This window comes from Curtobacterium sp. NPDC090223, from assembly GCF_044746585.1.
Taxonomy (GTDB): domain Bacteria; phylum Actinomycetota; class Actinomycetes; order Actinomycetales; family Microbacteriaceae; genus Curtobacterium.
This window is the reverse complement of sequence record NZ_JBIVCN010000007.1, coordinates 81,978-100,932: the sequence shown is the minus strand read 5'-3', so window position 1 is coordinate 100,932 and position 18,955 is coordinate 81,978. Positions and strand designations below refer to the sequence as shown.

Annotated in this window: 19 protein-coding genes and 1 tRNA gene; 12 read left to right on the top strand and 8 right to left on the bottom strand. The window is 69.4% G+C overall.

The features are described from left to right. Positions 1–55 precede the first annotated feature (55 nt). From ACIPJY_RS16995 to groL, 4 genes are all read left to right on the top strand, one after another. On the top strand, positions 56–352 hold the full coding sequence (locus tag ACIPJY_RS16995) for a DUF3263 domain-containing protein (protein ID WP_400466773.1): 297 nt from the start codon (positions 56–58) through the stop codon (positions 350–352). After that, on the top strand, positions 349–933 hold the full coding sequence (locus ACIPJY_RS16990) for a LytR C-terminal domain-containing protein (RefSeq protein WP_400466776.1): 585 nt from the start codon (positions 349–351) through the stop codon (positions 931–933). The genes ACIPJY_RS16995 and ACIPJY_RS16990 overlap by 4 nt, the downstream gene beginning before the upstream one ends. 271 nt (positions 934–1,204) lie before the next feature. Then, positions 1,205–1,408 carry a cold-shock protein gene (locus tag ACIPJY_RS16985; protein ID WP_056120541.1) on the top strand — a complete coding sequence of 68 codons (204 nt, stop codon included), beginning with the start codon at positions 1,205–1,207 and terminating at the stop codon, positions 1,406–1,408. Between the two features lie 223 nt (positions 1,409–1,631). Then, positions 1,632–3,254 carry a chaperonin GroEL gene (gene groL, locus ACIPJY_RS16980; protein ID WP_400466780.1) on the top strand — a complete coding sequence of 541 codons (1,623 nt, stop codon included), beginning with the start codon at positions 1,632–1,634 and terminating at the stop codon, positions 3,252–3,254. A 133-nt stretch (positions 3,255–3,387) separates the two neighbouring features. Here groL and ACIPJY_RS16975 read toward each other — a convergent pair whose 3' ends face one another. The 6 genes from ACIPJY_RS16975 to ACIPJY_RS16950 form a co-directional block, all read right to left on the bottom strand. Then, on the bottom strand, positions 3,388–4,167 hold the full coding sequence (locus tag ACIPJY_RS16975) for a hypothetical protein (RefSeq protein ID WP_400466783.1): 780 nt from the start codon (positions 4,165–4,167) through the stop codon (positions 3,388–3,390). A 288-nt stretch (positions 4,168–4,455) separates the two neighbouring features. Then, positions 4,456–6,150, bottom strand: coding sequence for a sensor histidine kinase (locus ACIPJY_RS16970; protein WP_400466786.1), 1,695 nt, complete (start codon positions 6,148–6,150; stop codon positions 4,456–4,458). Between the two features lie 68 nt (positions 6,151–6,218). After that, entirely contained in the window at positions 6,219–6,914 is a 696-nt protein-coding gene (locus ACIPJY_RS16965; RefSeq protein WP_110824090.1) for a response regulator transcription factor, read from the bottom strand. 62 nt (positions 6,915–6,976) lie between these two features. After that, on the bottom strand, positions 6,977–8,674 hold the full coding sequence (locus ACIPJY_RS16960) for a DNA repair helicase XPB (protein WP_400466790.1): 1,698 nt from the start codon (positions 8,672–8,674) through the stop codon (positions 6,977–6,979). A 30-nt stretch (positions 8,675–8,704) separates the two neighbouring features. Further along, entirely contained in the window at positions 8,705–10,474 is a 1,770-nt protein-coding gene (locus ACIPJY_RS16955) for a helicase-associated domain-containing protein (RefSeq protein WP_400466793.1), read from the bottom strand. A 28-nt stretch (positions 10,475–10,502) separates the two neighbouring features. Further along, on the bottom strand, positions 10,503–10,805 hold the full coding sequence (locus ACIPJY_RS16950) for a hypothetical protein (RefSeq protein WP_400466796.1): 303 nt from the start codon (positions 10,803–10,805) through the stop codon (positions 10,503–10,505). A 50-nt stretch (positions 10,806–10,855) separates the two neighbouring features. On the opposite strand from ACIPJY_RS16950, the gene ACIPJY_RS16945 reads away from it, so the two are divergent. Both ACIPJY_RS16945 and ACIPJY_RS16940 read left to right on the top strand, forming a co-directional pair. Continuing rightward, positions 10,856–11,233 (top strand): cold-shock protein, encoded by a 378-nt coding sequence (locus ACIPJY_RS16945; RefSeq protein WP_400466799.1) that lies wholly within the window; start codon positions 10,856–10,858, stop codon positions 11,231–11,233. Next, positions 11,230–11,796, top strand: a complete 567-nt coding sequence (locus ACIPJY_RS16940; protein ID WP_400466802.1) for a DUF3027 domain-containing protein — start codon at positions 11,230–11,232, stop codon at positions 11,794–11,796. Before ACIPJY_RS16945 ends, ACIPJY_RS16940 begins: the two co-directional genes overlap by 4 nt. Positions 11,797–11,902: 106 nt before the next feature. Here ACIPJY_RS16940 and serC read toward each other — a convergent pair whose 3' ends face one another. Continuing rightward, a complete protein-coding gene (gene serC / locus ACIPJY_RS16935; RefSeq protein WP_400466805.1) occupies positions 11,903–13,021 on the bottom strand; it encodes a phosphoserine transaminase in 1,119 nt (372 codons plus the stop codon). Positions 13,022–13,144: 123 nt separating this feature from the next. Between serC and ACIPJY_RS16930 the strand changes: the two genes are divergently transcribed. The 3 genes from ACIPJY_RS16930 (at position 13,145) to ACIPJY_RS16920 (ending at position 16,006) form a co-directional block, all read left to right on the top strand. Then, the gene (locus ACIPJY_RS16930; RefSeq protein ID WP_400466808.1) at positions 13,145–13,840 is read left to right on the top strand and encodes a metal-dependent transcriptional regulator; all 696 of its coding nucleotides are present in this window, start codon (positions 13,145–13,147) and stop codon (positions 13,838–13,840) included. A 331-nt stretch (positions 13,841–14,171) separates the two neighbouring features. Further along, entirely contained in the window at positions 14,172–15,173 is a 1,002-nt protein-coding gene (locus ACIPJY_RS16925; protein ID WP_400466811.1) for a C40 family peptidase, read from the top strand. A gap of 338 nt (positions 15,174–15,511) precedes the next feature. After that, a complete protein-coding gene (locus ACIPJY_RS16920; RefSeq protein WP_400466814.1) occupies positions 15,512–16,006 on the top strand; it encodes an HNH endonuclease in 495 nt (164 codons plus the stop codon). A 138-nt stretch (positions 16,007–16,144) separates the two neighbouring features. On the opposite strand, the gene ACIPJY_RS16915 is transcribed toward ACIPJY_RS16920, so the two are convergent. Next, positions 16,145–16,558, bottom strand: coding sequence for a heat-shock protein HtpX (locus tag ACIPJY_RS16915; RefSeq protein ID WP_400467024.1), 414 nt, complete (start codon positions 16,556–16,558; stop codon positions 16,145–16,147). A gap of 36 nt (positions 16,559–16,594) precedes the next feature. On the opposite strand from ACIPJY_RS16915, the gene ACIPJY_RS16910 reads away from it, so the two are divergent. The 3 genes from ACIPJY_RS16910 (at position 16,595) to ACIPJY_RS16900 (ending at position 18,907) form a co-directional block, all read left to right on the top strand. Further along, a complete protein-coding gene (locus tag ACIPJY_RS16910; RefSeq protein ID WP_400466817.1) occupies positions 16,595–17,695 on the top strand; it encodes an epoxide hydrolase family protein in 1,101 nt (366 codons plus the stop codon). A 56-nt stretch (positions 17,696–17,751) separates the two neighbouring features. After that, a tRNA-Arg gene (locus tag ACIPJY_RS16905) sits at positions 17,752–17,823 on the top strand. A 655-nt stretch (positions 17,824–18,478) separates the two neighbouring features. After that, the gene (locus ACIPJY_RS16900; RefSeq protein ID WP_400466820.1) at positions 18,479–18,907 is read left to right on the top strand and encodes a hypothetical protein; all 429 of its coding nucleotides are present in this window, start codon (positions 18,479–18,481) and stop codon (positions 18,905–18,907) included. Positions 18,908–18,955: the final 48 nt, after the last annotated feature.

Sequence of the window (18,955 nt, the reverse complement as noted above, 5' to 3'; positions counted from 1 at the left end):
CGACCGCACCCCTACGATGTGCGAGACCCGTTACCCGAATGTGATCGGAACCGTCGTGACCACCATCCCCGCGGACGAGCTCAGTGAGCTCGCCAAGCACGTGCTCGCCTTCGAGCACGAGCGGGCACGGCACGACCGCACGAAAGAGGCGGAGATCCGCGTCGAGTTCGACATGTCGCCGGCGCGGTACTACCAGGTGCTGAACCGCGTGATCGACTCGCCCGCGGCGCTCGCGTACGACCCGCAGCTCGTGGGTCGGCTGCAGCGTCTGCGGCACTCGCGGACGAGCGCTCGTGCCGCGCGCAGCTTCGTCGCCCCCGCTCCCGCCACCGGAACCGAAGAGGAACGATGACGCGATTCCCCCATGACCGTTTCGACGACGTGACCGACGGGCCGCGTGTCGGAGCGCACCGCGGCATGCACCGTCGTGGCCGCGGCTGGATCGCGTTCGCGTGGGCCGCGCTCGCCACCGGGGTGCTCGTGGGGATCGGTGTGCTCGTCCTGGCGCTGCTGAACGGCAGCTACTCGTTCTCCGGGTCCGACGACGCCTCGGCTTCTGCTTCGGCAACGTCGTCCGCGTCCTCGTCGGCCTCGCCGTCGTCGACGCCGTCCTCGTCCGCGTCGTCCGCCGCCACCGCCGCGCAGCCCTCGGAGCAGGGGAGCACCACGCTCGTCGTCCTGAACGGGACCTCGACGGCGGGGCTCGCCGCGAAGGGCACGTCGGCGCTCACCACGGCCGGGTGGACGGTGACGTCGAGCGGCAACGCCGGCACCACCGGGACCACGTCGACGATCGTGTACTACCAGCAGGAGTCGCAGGCGGCCGTCGCCCGCGGTGTCGCCGCAGCGCTCGGAGTGACGGCGGTGCAGCAGTCCGCGGCGTTCCCGAACGCCGACGTGAGCGTCGTGCTCGGGGCCGACTACACGGGGTGATCGGGCGCTTCCCGGCGCTTCGTGTGCATTTCGCGCACCGCTTTGTAACGGCTGTGTTTCCGGCACGTTGAGTTCCGGCGGAATCAGCGTGAAATGTCCGTCACACCCCTTGCCGGATCGTCGTTCCTGATTAGAGTCACAAGTGGTCACCGGAGTGATCAGAATGTCGTCGGACCTCGGTGCGCGATGCGGAACACCCGGGCTCGGACCCGACGGCGTCACCCGACGGCCCCGTCGTTCGCAACAGCAGTACCGCAGGGAGCAACAGATCATGGCCAACGGAACCGTGAAGTGGTTCAACGCCGAGAAGGGTTTCGGCTTCATCACCGTCGATGGAGGGGGCCAGGACGTGTTCGTTCACTACTCGGCCATCGACATGAACGGCTACAAGGTCCTCGAGGAGGGCCAGGCAGTGACGTTCGACGTCGGCACGGGGTCGAAGGGCCCGCAGGCCGAGTCGGTGCGTCCGGCCTAGTCGCCGAACCACTCAGGACGCGCCGTCCCCTCCGGGGGCGGCGCGTTCGTCGTGTCCGGGCGGTGCGCTCGCGTGCGTCGATCCAGAGTGTCGGTGTGTTGCACTCTCAGGGGTCGAGTGCCAGAATCGGGCTTGGCACTCGGTCGTACTGAGTGCCAAGCGCACCGGCTCACGCTGTGTGCCAGAAGACCCCCACGACGTCCGGGAGGGACGAGAAACTCACATGGCTAAGATCATTGCTTTCGACGAGGAGGCCCGCCGTGGCCTCGAGCGCGGCCTGAACCAGCTGGCCGACGCCGTGAAGGTGACGCTCGGCCCGCGCGGCCGCAACGTCGTCCTCGAGAAGAAGTGGGGCGCCCCCACGATCACGAACGACGGTGTCTCCATCGCCAAGGAGATCGAGCTCGACGACCCGTACGAGAAGATCGGTGCCGAGCTCGTCAAGGAGGTCGCCAAGAAGACCGACGACGTCGCCGGTGACGGTACGACCACCGCGACCGTGCTCGCCCAGGCCCTCGTCCGCGAAGGCCTGCGCAACGTGGCCGCCGGTGCCGACCCCGTCTCGCTGAAGCGCGGCATCGAGAAGGCCGTCGCGGCCGTCTCCGACCAGCTGCTCGCGAACGCCAAGGAGATCGAGACCAAGGACCAGATCGCCGCCACCGCGTCGATCTCGGCCGCGGACCCGACCATCGGCGCGCTCATCGCCGAGGCCATCGACAAGGTCGGCAAGGAAGGCGTCGTCACCGTCGAGGAGTCGAACACCTTCGGCACCGAGCTCGAGCTCACCGAGGGCATGCGCTTCGACAAGGGCTACCTCTCGCAGTACTTCGTGACCGACCCCGAGCGCCAGGAAGCCGTCTTCGAGGACGCCTACATCCTGATCGTCAACTCGAAGATCTCGAACATCAAGGACCTCCTGCCGGTGGTCGACAAGGTGATCCAGGCCGGCAAGCAGCTCCTGATCATCGCCGAGGACGTCGACGGCGAGGCCCTGGCCACGCTCGTCGTGAACAAGATCCGCGGCATCTTCAAGTCCGTCGCCGTCAAGGCCCCGGGCTTCGGTGACCGTCGCAAGGCCATGCTGCAGGACATCGCGATCCTGACCGGCGGCCAGGTCATCTCCGAAGAGGTCGGCCTCAAGCTCGAGAACGCCACGCTCGACCTGCTCGGCAAGGCGCGCAAGGTCGTCATCACCAAGGACGAGACCACCATCGTCGAGGGTGCCGGCGACACCGAGCAGATCGCGGGCCGCGTCCGTCAGATCCGCTCCGAGATCGAGGCGACCGACTCCGACTACGACCGCGAGAAGCTCCAGGAGCGCCTCGCGAAGCTCGCCGGTGGCGTGGCCGTCATCAAGGCGGGTGCCGCGACCGAGGTCGAGCTCAAGGAGCGCAAGCACCGCATCGAGGACGCCGTCCGCAACGCCAAGGCCGCTGTGGAAGAGGGCATCGTCGCCGGCGGTGGCGTCGCCCTGATCCAGGCCGGCAAGGTCGCGCTCGACTCCCTCACGCTCGAGGGTGACGAGGCAACCGGCGCGAACATCGTCCGCGTCGCGATCGACGCCCCGCTCAAGCAGATCGCGCTCAACGCCGGTCTCGAGCCGGGTGTCGTGGCCGCCAAGGTCCGCGAGCTCGAAGCCGGATGGGGCCTCAACGCCGCGACCGGTGAGTACGTCGACCTGATCGCTGCCGGCATCATCGACCCCGCCAAGGTCACGCGTTCGGCGCTGCAGAACGCTGCGTCGATCGCCGGTCTGTTCCTCACGACCGAGGCCGTCGTCGCCGACAAGCCCGAGCGCGCCGCGGCCGCTCCGGCCGGCGACCCGACGGGTGGCATGGACTTCTAAGCAGTCCTTCCGCAAGGGCCCTCGCACGCTGCGCGTGCGGGGGCCCTTCCGCGTGCCCGGTGCGGGCGTGCGTGGCGGTGAGATCGCACTTCGTGTCGGTTCTGCCCCGCCACATTCGACACGAAGTGCGATCTCATCGGGGTCCGGAGCCGTGCTCGCGGAGTGCGAACGCCTGGCGAAGACGCTCCAGGAACGCGGATGGGTGGTGCGCGTCCTGCGCGGTGACGTGGATGGTCAGCCAGGAGGCCACGGTGAAGGCGTTGCCACGCGTTCGGTCGTGACTGAACGTCTCGCGGTCCGTCCGGTGGTGGTCGCCGTCGTACTCCACGGCGATCCGGAGGCCGACCCACGCCATGTCCACCCGGCCGATGAAACGCCCCGATCCGTCGAGGACGTCGACGTTCAGTTCGGGCTCCGGGAAGCCAGCTTCCATGACGATGAGTCGCACGATCGTCTCCATCGGTGACTCGGCTCCGATCCGGATCAGTTCGAGCGCGGCCCGTGCGGCGACGACGCCGCGATCCCCGGGGTGGACAGTTGCGGCCAGGCGCGCTGGCGACGTCAGCCGCCCGACCCCGACGAGGTGGTCGCCCAGGACCACCAGCGCGCGGAGCCCGAGCACCGTTCGGCATTCGTACCAGAACGCCGCTGGGGTGCTGACCCGAACGCCGAAGACCGTCGTCACGTCGGCGCGCACGGCGTCGACACGGTGGCCGACCACCCCCTGCCGGCGCTCGATGGGACCCGGTCCGATGGTCGACACGTGGAGTTCGCTCTCCTCGTCGGAGAACGCCCGCGGAAGTGGGGCGCTCCAGAGTCGCGCCGCGGTCGTGTGGCTGAAGTGCTGATCGGGCCGGAGGAGCAGTCCGAGGGCGAGCGCCCTGTCGATGAACCCGGATCGATCGGCAGGCATCCGTACACCGCGGGCCGGCGTGACCAGGTCGCTTCGGCGCAAGCGCTCCCGCCCCACGCCGTGCTCGAGCGCATCGGCGACGCGGAACGGCGTCCGGAGGAACCTGGACGGGAGTGGAGTGGGGTGCTTGGGCATGCCGTCAGCGTGCTGAGCCCCTGACACCCTGGCGCCCATCGCCGCTTTCCTGTGGAACCCGCCCGTTCCCAAGGCCCTGTGGAGGAACGGCGAGATCGCACTTGGTGTCGGACGGCCCCGTGGGGAGGCGACACCAAGTGCGATCTCAGCGGGTCAGGGCGCGGGGGCGGGCGCCAGCGCCGGCGCGTAGTCGCGGGGGAGGAGGGGGAGCCAGATGCGGAAGGTGGCGCCGCCGCCCTCGGTGTCGATGACCTCGACGGACCCGTGGTGCGCCGCGACGATGCCCGACACGATGGCGAGCCCGAGCCCCGAGCCGCCGGTGTCCCGCGCGCGCGACGTGTCGGCACGCCAGAAGCGCTGGAAGATCTTCTCGCGCAGCTGCGGCGGGATGCCCTCACCGTGGTCGATGACGTCGATGTGCGCCATTCCCCGGTCGTCGTCGACGCCGATGCCGATCTCGATGGGGTCGTCGTGCGGCGTGAACCGCATCGCGTTGCCCATCAGGTTCGTCACGACCTGCCGGATCTTGTTCTCCTCGGCGAGGACGATCGGCGGACGCTTCGGCATCACGACGGTGGGCAGCGGCGTCGTCTCGTCGGAGACCGGCGCGTCAACGTTCATCGCGCGGTTCCGCCGGGCACGCAGCCGCGCCAGGGTCTGCCGGGAGAACGCGATCGGCCCCGTGGTGTTCGCCGACGGGGACATCGGCGGGTTGTCCGACGACGACGGGGTGGCCGCCGGCCCGAACGCCGACGGTGCACGCACGGCCTGCGGCACGTCCTCGACGAGGACCTGGATCTCACGGTCGGGGTTCGACGCCATCGTGTCGAGCGCGGAGTCGCGGGCGATCGCGACGAGGTCGACCGGCCCGAGCTCGAGCGGCTTCGACTCGTCGATGCGGGCGAGCTGCAGGAGGTCCTGCACCAGGAGCCCCATCCGCTGCGCTTCCTTCTCGATGCGCTCCATCGCCTGCGCGACGTCCTCTTCCTTGCGGAGCGCACCCATGCGGTACAGCTCGGCGTACCCGCGGAGGGACACCAGCGGCGTCCGGAGCTCGTGGGAGGCGTCGCCGACGAACCGGCGCATCTGGTCGATCGTGCGCTGCCGGTCCTCGAACGCACTGTCGATCCGCTCGAGCATGGCGTTCAGGGAGCGGTTCAGACGACCGACCTCGGTGTTCGGGGTGTCGTCCTCGAGGCGCTGGTTGAAGTCGCCGGCGGCGAACCGGGCTGCGGTGTCCTCGACGTCGCGGAGCGGGTCGAACGTCGCGGTGACGAGGAGACGGGTGAGCATCGCGCCGAGCAGGATCACCGAGATGCCGAACCCGAGGAAGATGACGGTGAACCGGGCGATGGTCTGGTCGGTGTCAGCGCTCGACACCGCGACGAGCACGTAGCCCGTCTCGGTGGCGCCGGTCGACAGGTTCTGCAGGTTCGCCGGGATGACCTGCGCACGCCACTCGTGGTTGTGCTGCTTGTCGTAGAGGCTGAACGGGGTGTGCGTCTTCGTGGCCGTGGAGAAGTCGACGGTCGAGATGTCCGGCTGCGAGGTCGACTGCGTGTCGCAGATCTGCTTGCCGTCGCTGTCGTAGGCGGCGACGTACGAGCTCTTCTCGAGCACCATCGTGAGCTTGCAGTACTGCTGCCCGTCGCTGATGTTCTGTCCCTCGAGCTGCGACGTGGTCGTGGTGACCTGGGTGTCCAGCTGTTTCAGGAGGTACGTCGACAGCACCGTCATGGTGCCGAGCCCCGCGACGAGCAGGCCGAGCGCGACCAGGAGCACCGTGATCCCGGTGATCTTGGTGCGCAGGGAGATGCCGTCCCACCAGCGGTTCATTCTGGAGTGCATGCTGCCTCAACGGTAGACGGCGGCCGTCCGGTGAAACCGGACGACCGCCGAGAAAGCGGGACCCAGGGCTAGGAGGCCTTGGTCGCCTTCAGCATGTAGCCGAACCCGCGCTTGGTCTGGATGATCGGCTCGGCCGAGTACTGGTCGAGCTTCCGACGCAGGTACGAGATGTAGGACTCCACGATGCCGGCGTCGCCGTTGAAGTCGTACTCCCACACGTGGTCGAGGATCTGCGCCTTCGACAGCACGCGGTTCGGGTTGAGCATGAGGTAGCGGAGCAGCTTGAACTCGGTGGGGGAGAGCTCGATCTGCGCGTCGCCGATGGTGACCTCGTGGGTGTCCTGGTCCATCGTCAGCTCGCCGGCACGGATGATCGCGTCCTCTTCGTCGTTCATCGTGCGACGGAGGATCGCCTTGATCCGCGCGACGATCTCGTCGAGGGAGAACGGCTTGGTGACGTAGTCGTCGCCGCCGACGGTGAGGCCGGTGATCTTGTCCTCGGTGTCGTCCTTCGCGGTGAGGAACAGGATCGGCGAGGTGTACCCGGAGGAACGGAGGCGCTTGGTCACGCCGAAGCCGTTCATGTCGGGCAGCATCACGTCGAGGATGATCAGGTCCGGCTCTTCCTCGAGCACGGCGGAGATCGCCTGCGCCCCGTTGCCGACCGCGCGCACGGCGAACCCGGCGAAGCGGAGCGAGGTCGTGAGGAGATCGCGGATGTTCGGCTCGTCGTCGACGATCAGGATCTTGGGGCCATCGGTCATGCTCCTATCATCTGGCCGTTCCCTAAGTGTCACCTGGGAGCGACGCGAGAGCGTGACGGGCGTCAGCCCACCGCGGCCTGGACCTGATCGGCGTCGAGGATGGTGTACGAGTACCCCTGCTCGGCCAGGAACCGCTGCCGGTTCTGGGCGAAGTCCTGGTCGACGGTGTCCCGCGTGACGAGCGTGTAGAACGACGCGGGCAGGCCGTCCTTGTTCGGACGGAGCAGCCGGCCGAGGCGCTGGGCTTCCTCTTGTCGGGAGCCGAACGACCCGGACACCTGGATCGCCACGGTGGCGTCGGGCAGGTCGACCGAGAAGTTCGCGACCTTCGACACCACGAGCACGTCGATCGCGCCGTCGCGGAACGCCTGGTACAGCCGCTCCCGCTCGTCGATCGGAGTGGCGCCGGTGATCTTCGACGCTCCGAGGGAGTCGGAGAGCTCGTCGAGCTGGTCGATGTACTGCCCGATCACCAGGATCTGCTCGCCGCGGTGCTTCTCGATGAGCTCGCGGACGACCGGGGTCTTCGCCGGGGTCGTCGCCGCCAGCCGGTAGCGCTCGTCGTCGCTCGACGCCGCGTACTCCAGGCGGTCCTCGTGCGGCAGGTCGATGCGGACCTCGAAGCAGGACGCGGGGGAGATGTAGCCCTGGGCCTCGATCTCCTTCCACGGGGCGTCGTACCGCTTCGGGCCGATGAGGGAGAACACGTCGCCCTCCCGGCCGTCCTCGCGCACGAGGGTCGCCGTGAGGCCGAGGCGTCGTCGCGCCTGCAGGTCGGCGGTCAGCTTGAAGACCGGCGCCGGCAGCAGGTGCACCTCGTCGTAGACCACGAGGCCCCAGTCGAGGGCGTCGAGGAGCGACAGGTGGGTGTACTCGCCCTTCCGGCGGGCCGTGAGGATCTGGTAGGTCGCGATCGTGACCGGACGGATCTCCTTGACGCTGCCGGAGTACTCGCCGATCTCGTCCTCGGTGAGCGAGGTGCGGCGGAGCAGTTCGGACCGCCACTGCCGGGCGGAGACGGTGTTCGTGACCAGGATCAGCGTCGTCGCCTTGACGGTCGCCATCGCCCCGGTACCGACGAGCGTCTTGCCGGCGCCACAGGGCAGCACGACGACGCCGGACCCCTGCGCGAAGAAGCTCTGCACCGCGTCCTGCTGGTACGGCCGAAGATCCCACTCGGCGTTGTCGAGGTCGATGGCGTGCGGCTGCCCCGGCGTGTACCCCGCGAGGTCCTCGGCCGGCCAGCCGATCTTCACGAGCTCCTGCTTGACCTGCCCGCGCGCCCACTGCTGGAGCTCGATCGCGGTGTCGGAGCGCTTGTTCCCGAGGAGCGGCTTGATCCGCTTGGACCGGACGACCTCGGCGAGCACGCTCGGGTCGGTCGCGGTGAGCAGCAGCGTGGGCTGGCGCTCGAGTTCCTCGGCCGGGGAGTTCGCGATCACCGGGGCGTCGGCCGGGTCCTCACGACGGATGACGAGACGGCCGTAGCGGGCGACGGTGTCGCGGATGTCGACCGTGACGCTCTGCGGGACCGGGAACTTCGCGAAGCGCTCGAGGGTGTCGATCATGCTCTCGGCGTCGTGGCCCGCGGCGCGCGCGTTCCACAGGCCGAGGCGGGTGACCCGGTAGGTGTGCACGTGTTCCGGCGCGCGTTCGAGTTCGGCGAACACGGCGAGCTCGTGGCGTGCGTCCTCGGCGTCGGGATGCGCCACCTCGAGCAGCACGGTGCGGTCGCTCTGGACGATCAGCGGTCCGTTCATGGCCTTCCAGCCTAGCCGTCGGCGCCTGGGTCAGGCTTCGCTGTCGACGGACACGACCAGCGACAGGGGCAGCGTGCGCTCGACGTCGGCCGCGGTGTCCTTGCCCCGGATGCGTCCGGCGGCCACCGAGGTCGGCACGATCGAGAACGGCCGTTCGGAGCCGTCCGGCATCCGCACGGTCACCCGGATCGGCGTGCGACCGCGCACGGCCAGGTCGATCTGGCGACCGAGCCACTCCTGCTCCGGCTCGGCAGCACCGCGTTCGGTGGTCAGCCTGAGCCGTCCGACGACGGCCCGCGCGGCGGCTTCCGGGGTGCGCTGCGGCAGACGTCGCCGGCCTGGAGGCCCGTGGTGCGTCTCGGGGCGGGCGCCGGGTTGCAGCACGGCCGGGTAGCGCTGGTCCTCCAGCGCTGCGTGGACGACGTGCGGTGGGTAGCGGGTCACCAGGGTCGTCAGGTCGGGGCGCTCCCACGCCAGCTGGCGGAGCTCGGCGTCCACCCCGATCAGGTCGAGCTGGTCGGCGGTGCCACGGACGACCGAGCCGAGGCCGTCCTCGGCGCGGTCGACCACGATGCTGCCGTCCCGCGCGGCGACCTGGTCGACCAGGTAGGCCAGGGGTTGTGGGACGCCGGCCAGGCCGATCCGCTCGAACAGGGCGACCACCTGGTCGCGGGTGCTGCCGGCCCGGAGTGCCCGGCGCAGGGACTCCTCGGAGACGCGGTAGCGGGCGGCGAGCCCCGGTGCCTCGAGGTCGGCGACGCTCCGGAGCTCCGCGTCGGCGTCGGGCGCGAGCGGTCCGGGGGCGATGACGGTGAGGTCGTGCTGCAGGTAGACGCCGTCGACGGTGTGCGGCAGGTCGGCGGTCGCGGCGTGCTCGGCGGTGTCACGGTCGGCGCCGAGGAGCGCGCGGCCGGTCTCGGTCGCGATGCCCTCGACGGTGATGCCGAGCGCGTTCGCCGTACCGCCGACGTCGAGCAGGGTCGCGTCGAGCCACCGGGCGCCGGCGGGGTACGCCCAGCGGCCGAGGGCCGGCAGGTCGCGCCAGTCGTCACCGGCGAGGTCGAGGACCTCGCGGACGGCGTCGTCGAGCTCGTCGTGCCACCGCGCGACGAGGGTCGTCCACCGCTCGGGCCACGCGGTCGTCAGCCAGGCGCGCCCGGCGTCGGTCAGCCCCCAGGCGCCCGCGTCGGTGATCGTGAAGCGGATCCGTTCGAGCAGGTCGAGCCGTCCTGGGACCACCTCGGGGTCGGCGCCGGACCGCTCGGCGAGGGCGCGGGCGAGCGGGGAACCGATGCCGCCCTTGACGAGCTCGTGCACGCCGCCGTCGTCCACCGCGCGGAGGAGTTCGGCCAGCACCGTCATCGTCGCGAACGCGTGCTCAGCGCCCGTCGCCCGCGCAGCATCGGAGGTCCCCGATCCCGGGTCGGTGCCGGCGGGGCGGACGTCAGCCGGCCCTCCCGTCAGACCCGCGAGGTCCGGGTGGGCGGCCACGCGCAGGGCGACCGCGTCGTCGACCTGGCCGTCCGCCTCTGCCAGGCCGAGCGCGACGGCGGGGGCGAGTGCGTCACCCGCTGCACCGTCGCGGAGGGCCAGCAGGGTGCGACGGGGGAGTCGCTCGATGGCGGCGTCGACGGCGGCGTCGGCACGGAAGGCCTCGGCGAGGTCGAAGAAGTCGGTGATGCTCTGGGGGCCCGTCTCACCGAGCACCGCGGCGGGGAGTCCGCGCGCGATGATGAGCCGTTCGAGGTCGTCGTCCGGCATCGCCCGCAGCCGGGCGGCGAGGTCGGCGGTGGTCGTCATCGTCCTCCGCATGCGTCCGGAGCGGACGTCAGCGGGCCTCGTTCCGGTGTGCGCGTGCCTTGCGGATCGAGATCGTGACGACCATCGCCAGCATCAGGACGATCGCGATCGGTGGTCCGACGTAGATCACGCCGAGCGCGATCGGCCAGATGCCGTCGCCCGGGATCTTCCCGATGGTGAGCCAACCGACGATCATGATGATGAAACAGAGGATCGTGAAGAGGACGATGCCGCCGATCATGAACGCGAGGGTGCGTTCGGTACGATTGAACGTCGCCGGGGGTTCTGCGGAGTTCCGCGTGTCCTCGGTCGATCGGGTCGGCTTGGCCATCGCCCCAGGATATCCGCACCACGGCCGCACACCTATCGAGGAGTCCACGCATGCCCACCGGCAAGGTCAAGTTCTACGACGACCAGAAGGGTTTCGGGTTCATCACCGGAGACGACGGCGACCAGGTCTTCCTGCACGCCTCCTCGCTGCCCGAGGGCGTGACCACCGTGAAGGCCGGCGCACGCCTCGAGTACGGCGTGGTGCAGGGCAACAAGGGATCGCAGGCGCTGTCCGTGCACCTGCTCGACCCGAAGCCGTCGCTGTCGAAGATGTCCCGCCGCTCGGCGGACGACATGGCCGTCATCGTCGAGGACCTCGTGAAGGAGCTCGACCGGATCAGCGGGGACCTCCGCCACGGTCGCTACCCGAAGAACGGCACACGCATCGCCGCGATCCTGCGGCACGTCGCAGACCAATTGGACGCATGACCATGACGACCGACAACACCGACCTGACCGAACTCGCCCGCACGGCGCTGCTCGAGGTCACCCCGGAGTCGACCGTCGGGTCCTCCGTCGGCACCACGGACGAGGGCGACGGGGTCGTCTCGGTCCTGTTCGCGAACCGGATGCCCGGGTACCCGGGGTGGCGCTGGACCGTCAGCATCGCCCGGGTCGAGGGCGACGAGCCGACCGTGCTCGAGGTCGAGCTGATGCCCGGCGACGGGTCGCTGCTGGCGCCGGACTGGGTGCCGTGGTCGGAGCGGCTCGCCGACTACCGCGCTGCGCAGGAGGGCGAGGAGCACGGCGACGGGGCCGACTCGGACGACGACGAGTCGGACGAGGACGACGAGTCGGATGATGACGACGACGAGTCGGACGAGGACTACGAGTCGGACGACGACGACGAGTCGGACGACGAAGACGACGACGAAGACGACGACGAGTCGGACGACGACGACGACTTCGACGAGGACGAGGACGACCTCCCCGAGTCGGACGACGACGAGATCGACGGCGTCGACGTCGACGAGCTCGACGACCAGCGCTGACACGCCCCGGCCCTGCCGAGACACCGCACGAACGACGAAACGCCGCCGGATCCGGCGGCGTTTCGCGTAGCTGGGGGCGCCTCGGGCGTCCGACGGCGCTCTGGCGTCAGCCCTTGAGCGCGCCCACGACGTAGGTGATCGCGCCGACGAGCTTCTGCACGTCGTCGGGGTCGATCGCGGTGAAGGTCGCGACGCGGAGCTGGTTGCGCCCGAGCTTCCGGTACGGCTCCGTGTCGACGATGCCGTTCTCGCGGAGGGTCGCGGCGACGGCCTTCGCGTCGATCGACTCGTCGAGGTCGATCGTCGCGACGACCTGCGAGCGGTGCTCCGGGTCCGTCACGAACGGCGTCGCCCAGTCCACCGAGTCCGCCCAGTCGTAGAGCGTCGAGGAGGACGTCTTCGTGCGGGTGTCCGCCCACGCCAGACCGCCCGAGTTGTTGATCCAGGAGATCTGGTCGTCGAGGAGCAGCAGCGTCGAGATCGCCGGGGTGTTCAGCGTCTGGTTCAGCCGCGAATTGTCGACGGCGTTCTGCAGGGAGAGGAACTCCGGGATGTACCGGCCGGACGCGGCGATCCGCTCGACGCGCTCGATCGCGGCGGGGGAGAACAGCGCGAGCCAGAGCCCGCCGTCCGACGCGAAGTTCTTCTGCGGCGCGAAGTAGTAGACGTCCGTCGCGCTGACGTCGAACGCGGCGCCACCGGCGGCGCTCGTGGCGTCGACGACGGTCAGCGCGCCCGGGTCGCCCTCGGCGCGGACGACCGGCGCCATGACACCGGTCGAGGTCTCGTTGTGCGGGTAGGCGTAGACGTCGACGCCCGCGACGATCTCGAGCTCGGAGCGCGAGCCGCCCGGTGCCTCCACCACGTGCGGCGCGTCGAGCCACGGCGCGGCGGCGGCCTTCGCGAACTTCGACCCGAACTCACCGAAGGAGAGGTTCTCGGCGCGCTGCTCGATGAGCCCGAACGCGGCGGCGTCCCAGAACGCGGTCGACCCGCCGTTGCCGAGGACGACCTCGTAGCCGTCCGGCAGCTGGAACAGGTCGGCCAGGCCGGAACGCACGGAGCCGACCAGGTCCTTGACGGGCTTCTGGCGGTGCGAGGTCCCGAGGATCGTCGCCCCACGGGTGACCAGGGACTCGAGCTGTGCACCACGGATCTTGGACGGGCCGCAGCCGAAGCGTCCGTCGGTGGGGAGGAATTCGGCGGGGATGACGATGTCTGCCATGGATCGATCCTACCGAGCGCTGGTATCCCACTCGATTCCTTGCGCCGTGCAAGAGTTGGTCATTCCATGTCGGCCCGAACAAGTAGGGTGGGTCGCGCTGGGCCCAGACAGGAGAGGCGGACCGTGACCGATCTCGTCGACACCACGGAGATGTACCTGCGGACGATCCTCGACCTCGAGGAAGAGGGGATCGTGCCGCTGCGCGCGCGCATCTCCGAGCGCCTCGGGCACTCGGGTCCGACCGTCTCGCAGACGATCGCGCGGATGGAACGCGACGGACTCGTCGTCGTCTCCGGTGACCGTCACCTCGAACTCACCGGCGAGGGCCGCTCCCGGGCGACCCACGTCATGCGCAAGCACCGCCTCGCCGAGCGCCTGCTCTCCGACGTCATCGGTCTCGACTGGGCGTTCGTCCACGACGAGGCCTGCCGCTGGGAGCACGTGATGAGCGAGCAGGTGGAAGTCCGCCTGCTCGAGATGCTCGGCAACCCGACCGAGTCGCCCTACGGCAACCCGATCCCCGGTCTCGCCGAGATCGGTGGCCCGGACGCCGGTGGCTTCCTCGACGGCGTGCGCAACATCGTCGCCGCGACCGAGGGCACCGACGCCGTCGCGACCGGTGTGATCCGCCGTCTCGGCGAGCCCGTCCAGTTCGAGCCGGAGCTCCTGCACCAGCTGCGGTCGGCGGGCGTGATGCCCGGTCGCCTCGCCAGCGTGCAGCGTGCCGGCGCGTACGTCGCCGTGCGCGTCGACGGTGAGGACGCCGGGATCGAGCTCCCCACCGAGGTCGCCCAGCACGTCTACATCGACGCCGCCTAGCCCCAGAAGAGGGCCGACGGGGTACACCTCCGGGGGACGACGTCCACCGCTTGACGTGACCGCTGTCGCAAAATCGAACTCCCGCTGTGACCAGGGCTTCTTTACCGTTCTGTTACAAAGCGGCGTTTTCGTCTCGACAAGGTAACGACGCGCCCGTACACTCGACGAGTCCCCGGGCTGACAACGACCCGGGAACCCGTGGCAGGACGTCTCGAACCCGTCTCCTGCCTCGATCGGAAACGATGACGAACGGATGGGGTTGCGCACGCACGGCGATCAGCACGCGATGGTCGCTCGGGCGGGTGATGACGAGACGCCGGAGACCCAACCCTTGACGCAGACCGGTTCCGCCGCGGACACGACGCCCGCGAACCCGACGAACTCAGGCCTTCCGAACACCGGCCACACCGACGCCCCGCTCACCCGGCGGGCAGCACGCGACCTCGAGACGAAGTCGACCCGCCGCGGCGCCACCCCCGCCCGCGCGGAGTCGCCCCGCCGTCCCACCGTCGCCGGCGCGATGCGTGCGACCGGCACCCACGCCGCTCGTCCCGTCGTCGCCACCCGCACCCCGTCGGACAAGCCCACCGCCAGCTCGCGCAAGCGCAAGTTCATGGCCCCGATCGTCCTGACGGTGGCCGCTGGCATGTTCGGCACCATGGCCGTCCCCGCGGCCTTCGCGAGCACGCAGTCGACGGGTGCCTCCGACACCGCGACCGCGCAGCAGGCGATCCGCACGACCCAGAGCCAGCAGCTGTCCGTCTCCGACGCTGCCGCCCTCGCCGACACCAGCCGCGACGGCTACTCCGCGACGTCCACCGCGACGCTCGCGTCCGAGAAGCACGCCGCCGAGGTCCAGGCAGCCCGCGCCGCGACGGCCAAGCAGTACGCGTCGTACTCCGGCCCGACGGCCACCGACTACCTCGCGTCCTCGTCCGCCACGACGTCGACCACCGCCAGCACCGCGACGACGGTCGCGCCCGGCACGCCGTTCTCGTTGCCCGCCGTGGTCGCCACCGCGAAGCAGTACATCGGCACCCCGTACGTCTTCGGCGGCGCCACCCCGGCCGGCTTCGACTGCTCGGGCTACGTGATGTTCGTCTACGCGCAGTACGGCATCAACCTCGCGCACTCGGTGCCGCTGCAGGACCAGGCCGGCACCACGATCCCCGAGTCCGAGGCGCAGCCCGGCGACGTCGTGATCTTCAACAACGAGGCGCACGACGGCTTCTACATGGGCAACGGCATGATCATGGACGCCCCGAAGCCCGGCGGTTCCGTGTCGATCCGCCCGATCTGGACGAGCGACTACCACATCGTCCGGATGGGCTGACGTCCGACCGGCACCTGAACACTCCGAGAACCGGCCCAGCACACCTCGTGCTGGGCCGGTTTCTGGTTTAGCCTGAGCGCATCGGCCCGACACGGCCCGAACAGGAGACCCCATGTCATCGTCACGCACGACCCGCACCATGGGTCGGCGCGCGCACGTCGACATATGGTCGACCACGACCTGCGTGCACCTGCACGCCCCAGCGTGACGGAGAGCACTGCCCCCAGGGGTGGTGCTCTTCTTCGTTCCGGGACCGGTTCGCGGTCACTCGTTCGTCGTCGTCCGGTCCGGTGCCCCGCACCGCCTGGAAGCCGTCCAGGCTCGTCGGAAGGGAACCCATGCGCACTCTCGTCCTCAACGCCGGTTACGAGCCCCTCGCGGTCATCTCGTTCCGTCGGGCCCTCGTGCTGGTCATGAACCAGAAGGCCGCCATCGTCGCCGCCGACGTCGAACACCCGGTCACCGGGTCCACGTCGAGCTTCGACCGTCCGTCCGTCATCATCCTCACCAGGTACGTGCGCATCCCGCACTCCAGGCTCGTGCCGGTGTCCCGACGCGGGGTCCTCCGCCGGGACGCCAACCGGTGCGCGTACTGCGACCGGCACGCCACGACGATCGACCACGTCCAGCCGAAGTCGCGCGGGGGCGAGGACTCGTGGGAGAACCTCGTCGCGTGCTGCCTCGCGTGCAACAACACCAAGGGCGACCGCACCCCGCGGGAGATGGGCTGGAACCTCCGGTTCCGCCCGAAGGCACCGCACGGGTCGAGCTGGGTGGTGCGCGGGATGGAGCGGACGGAACCGGACTGGGACGAGTTCCTGGTCGCCGCGTAGCGGCGTCACCACGACCACGGACAGGAGGCTCGGTGCCAGGCCGACCCGGGCCTCCCGTCCGGCCGTGGTCGCGACCGGAGCGCGTGTCGGGCCGGGCTGGTGACGGCGGTGTGCCGGCTGCGCCGGTCGAGCCGCCCGCTACGCCCTGAGCTCGGCGACGAGCTCCTCGACCCGGCGACGGATGTCGTCGCGGATCGGGCGGACCGCGTCGGGACCGAGACCGGCGGGGTCGGCGAGTTCCCAGTCCTCGTACCGCTTCCCGGGGAAGACCGGGCACGCGTCGCCACAGCCCATCGTGATCACCACGTCGGCCTGACGGACGGCGTCGGTGGTGAGGATCGCCGGCTGCGCACCGACGATGTCGACGCCGTCCTCCGCCATCACGGCGACCGCCACGGCGTTGACCCGGTCCGCCGGTTCGGAGCCGGCGGAGAACACGTCGACGCGGTCGCCCGCGAGGTGTCGCAGGTAGCCGGCGGCCATCTGGGATCGACCGGCGTTGTGGACGCAGACGAACAGGACGGCGGGCTTCGGGTCGGTCACGACGTCCATCATCGCGTGTCGGTGGGGATGCGTAGCGTCGGGCGCATGACCGGGATGTGGATCGACGACGACACCATCGAGGACCTCCGTGCACGGCTGCGTGCGACCCGCTGGCCGGACGCGCCGGCGGGGACCGGGTGGTCGCTCGGCGTCGACGTGGACGAGCTCCGCGACCTCGTGGCGTACTGGGCGGACGGGTTCGACTTCGACGCCCACCGGAACGCCCTGGCCGCGCTGCCGAGCAGCACCGTCGAGGTCGACGGGCTCGGGATCAACGTCCTCGTCGCGGCGGCCGACGACGGTGCCGGGTTCCCGCTGCTGCTCGCGCACGGCTGGCCGGACTCCACCTGGCGGTACCGGAAGGTGCTGCCGCTCCTGACCGCGGCCGGGTTCGACGTCGTCGTCCCGGACATGCCCGGGTACGGGTTCTCCGACGCGCCGCCCTCGCCCCTGGACGCCCGCCAGGTCGCCGGACTCTGGGCGCCGCTCATGACCGGGCTCGGGTACGAGCGGTTCGCCGTCGCGGGTGGGGACATCGGCACGCACGTCGCCCGCTACCTGGCGCTCGACCACCCCGACCGGGTGGTGGCCGTGCACCGCATCGACGGCGGGCTGCCCTGGCCGGGGATCGACGTGTCCGCGCTGTCGACCGCCGAGCAGGCGTTCGTCGCCGCGACGACCGCGTGGCGGGACGCCGAGGGGGCGTACGCGATGATGCACCGCACCAAGCCGCAGACGGCGGCGGTCGGACTCACCGACTCGCCCTCCGGCCTGGCGGCCTGGATCGTCGAGAAGCTCCGCTCGTGGAGCGACTGCGACGGGGGCCTCTGGTCGGTCTACACACGCGACGAGGTCCTGGCGCTCGTCACCGAGTACTGGGCGACGCGCACGATCGGCTCGGCGATGCGGATGTACCACGCCAACGCGGCGATCCCGCCGGAGCAGTCCGCCCGTCGGGTACAGGCCCCGTCGGGGTTCTCGCTGTACCCGGGGGACCTCGTCACGGCGCCGCGGGAGTGGCTGGAGCGGACGACGAACCTGGTGTACTTCGCGGAACCGCCGCGCGGCGGGCACTTCGCGCCGTTCGAGCAGCCGGAGTCGTACGCGGCGGAGCTGACCGCCTTCCTCGAGCCCTACCGGGGCTGACGGAGCACACCCGGCGGGCGGGCCCTCGGCCGGGCCCCGCTAGAGTGGTCGGGCCGGCCTCTGTAGCTCAATGGAAGAGCAGTTCCGTCCTAAGGAAAGGGTTGGGGGTTCGAGTCCCTCCAGGGGCACTGACTTTCCCCCCAACCAGGTGTAGCAGCCTGGTTGGGGGTAACGGTCACCCGAATAGCCTGGTCAGCAGGGAAGTAGTCCAGCCGCAGTCCCAGGCGGTCGTAGAGCTTGCTCCGCTGCTGACGGGAAGCGAGTCCTACCAGACCGCCCATCTCTCGCCCTACCAGCTCAAACAGGCGCAGAGCGTCCGTAGCGTTGCTGTCGTTCATGCGCAGGGACTCAATCCGCGCCTGAATCTCCGACAGTTCCTGCTCTCGCTGAGAGAGCTGGTCCTGGATGCGCGCCGACCCCTGACGTTCCAGTGCGGTCAGCAGGTTGCGAATAAGGGTGTTCAACTCGCGTTCCTGATTTTGCAGCCGCTCAACCTCTCTCTGTACGAGCGGGCCACTCTCCTGCAACTTCTTCCTGATCTTCGGAAGATTCTTGCGGCTGAACGTCATGCCGAACCACTGGGCAACAGTGGCTTCCAACTTCGCTTCGCTGATCGTGATGGTTTGGGAGCCAGCCGTCCGATCACCTCGGAGGCGGAAGCGTACGTTCCCGCTCTTCACGATTACATCTGCTTCCATCTTCTTCTCGGAGCAGAAGACTCGTATCCGACCGTTTTCGGGACAAATAACCGATAAGGGTTGTAATCAACCGAAAGGCATCATCATGAGCATCATCACCGCAGCACCTGTCGCACCTATCACCGTTGAACGCGCCGTTCCACTCACGGAAGAGGAAGAGGATGAGTTCCTCGCACGAGTCACCGAGGAGTGGAACTTCCACCTCCGCGGCAGCTTCACCAACTACGGCCTCCTGCCCGAGCAGGTGCGCATCACATCCTTTGCTCGCAGGGAGCGGAGATTCCTGGTGCTGAGCTACTGCTGTGGGCAGCATGCAGCAGATAGCGAGAAGAGAGACGTGAACAGCCTGCTCTTCCTCCTCGCGGTCCACTGCTTGGAGCAGCTACCTACGGAAGTGGTGCTGGCGCAGGTGAAGCACCTGTTCACGGTTCTCACCCGAGTAGAAAATTGGAGTAACCATGGGCAAGGACACCCGCACGCAAGAAGCTCTTGTGGAGGTAACGGATTTCACTGATGATGACGACCTCGTTGAGGAGCCACAGCATCCGAAGAGCGAGTAGCC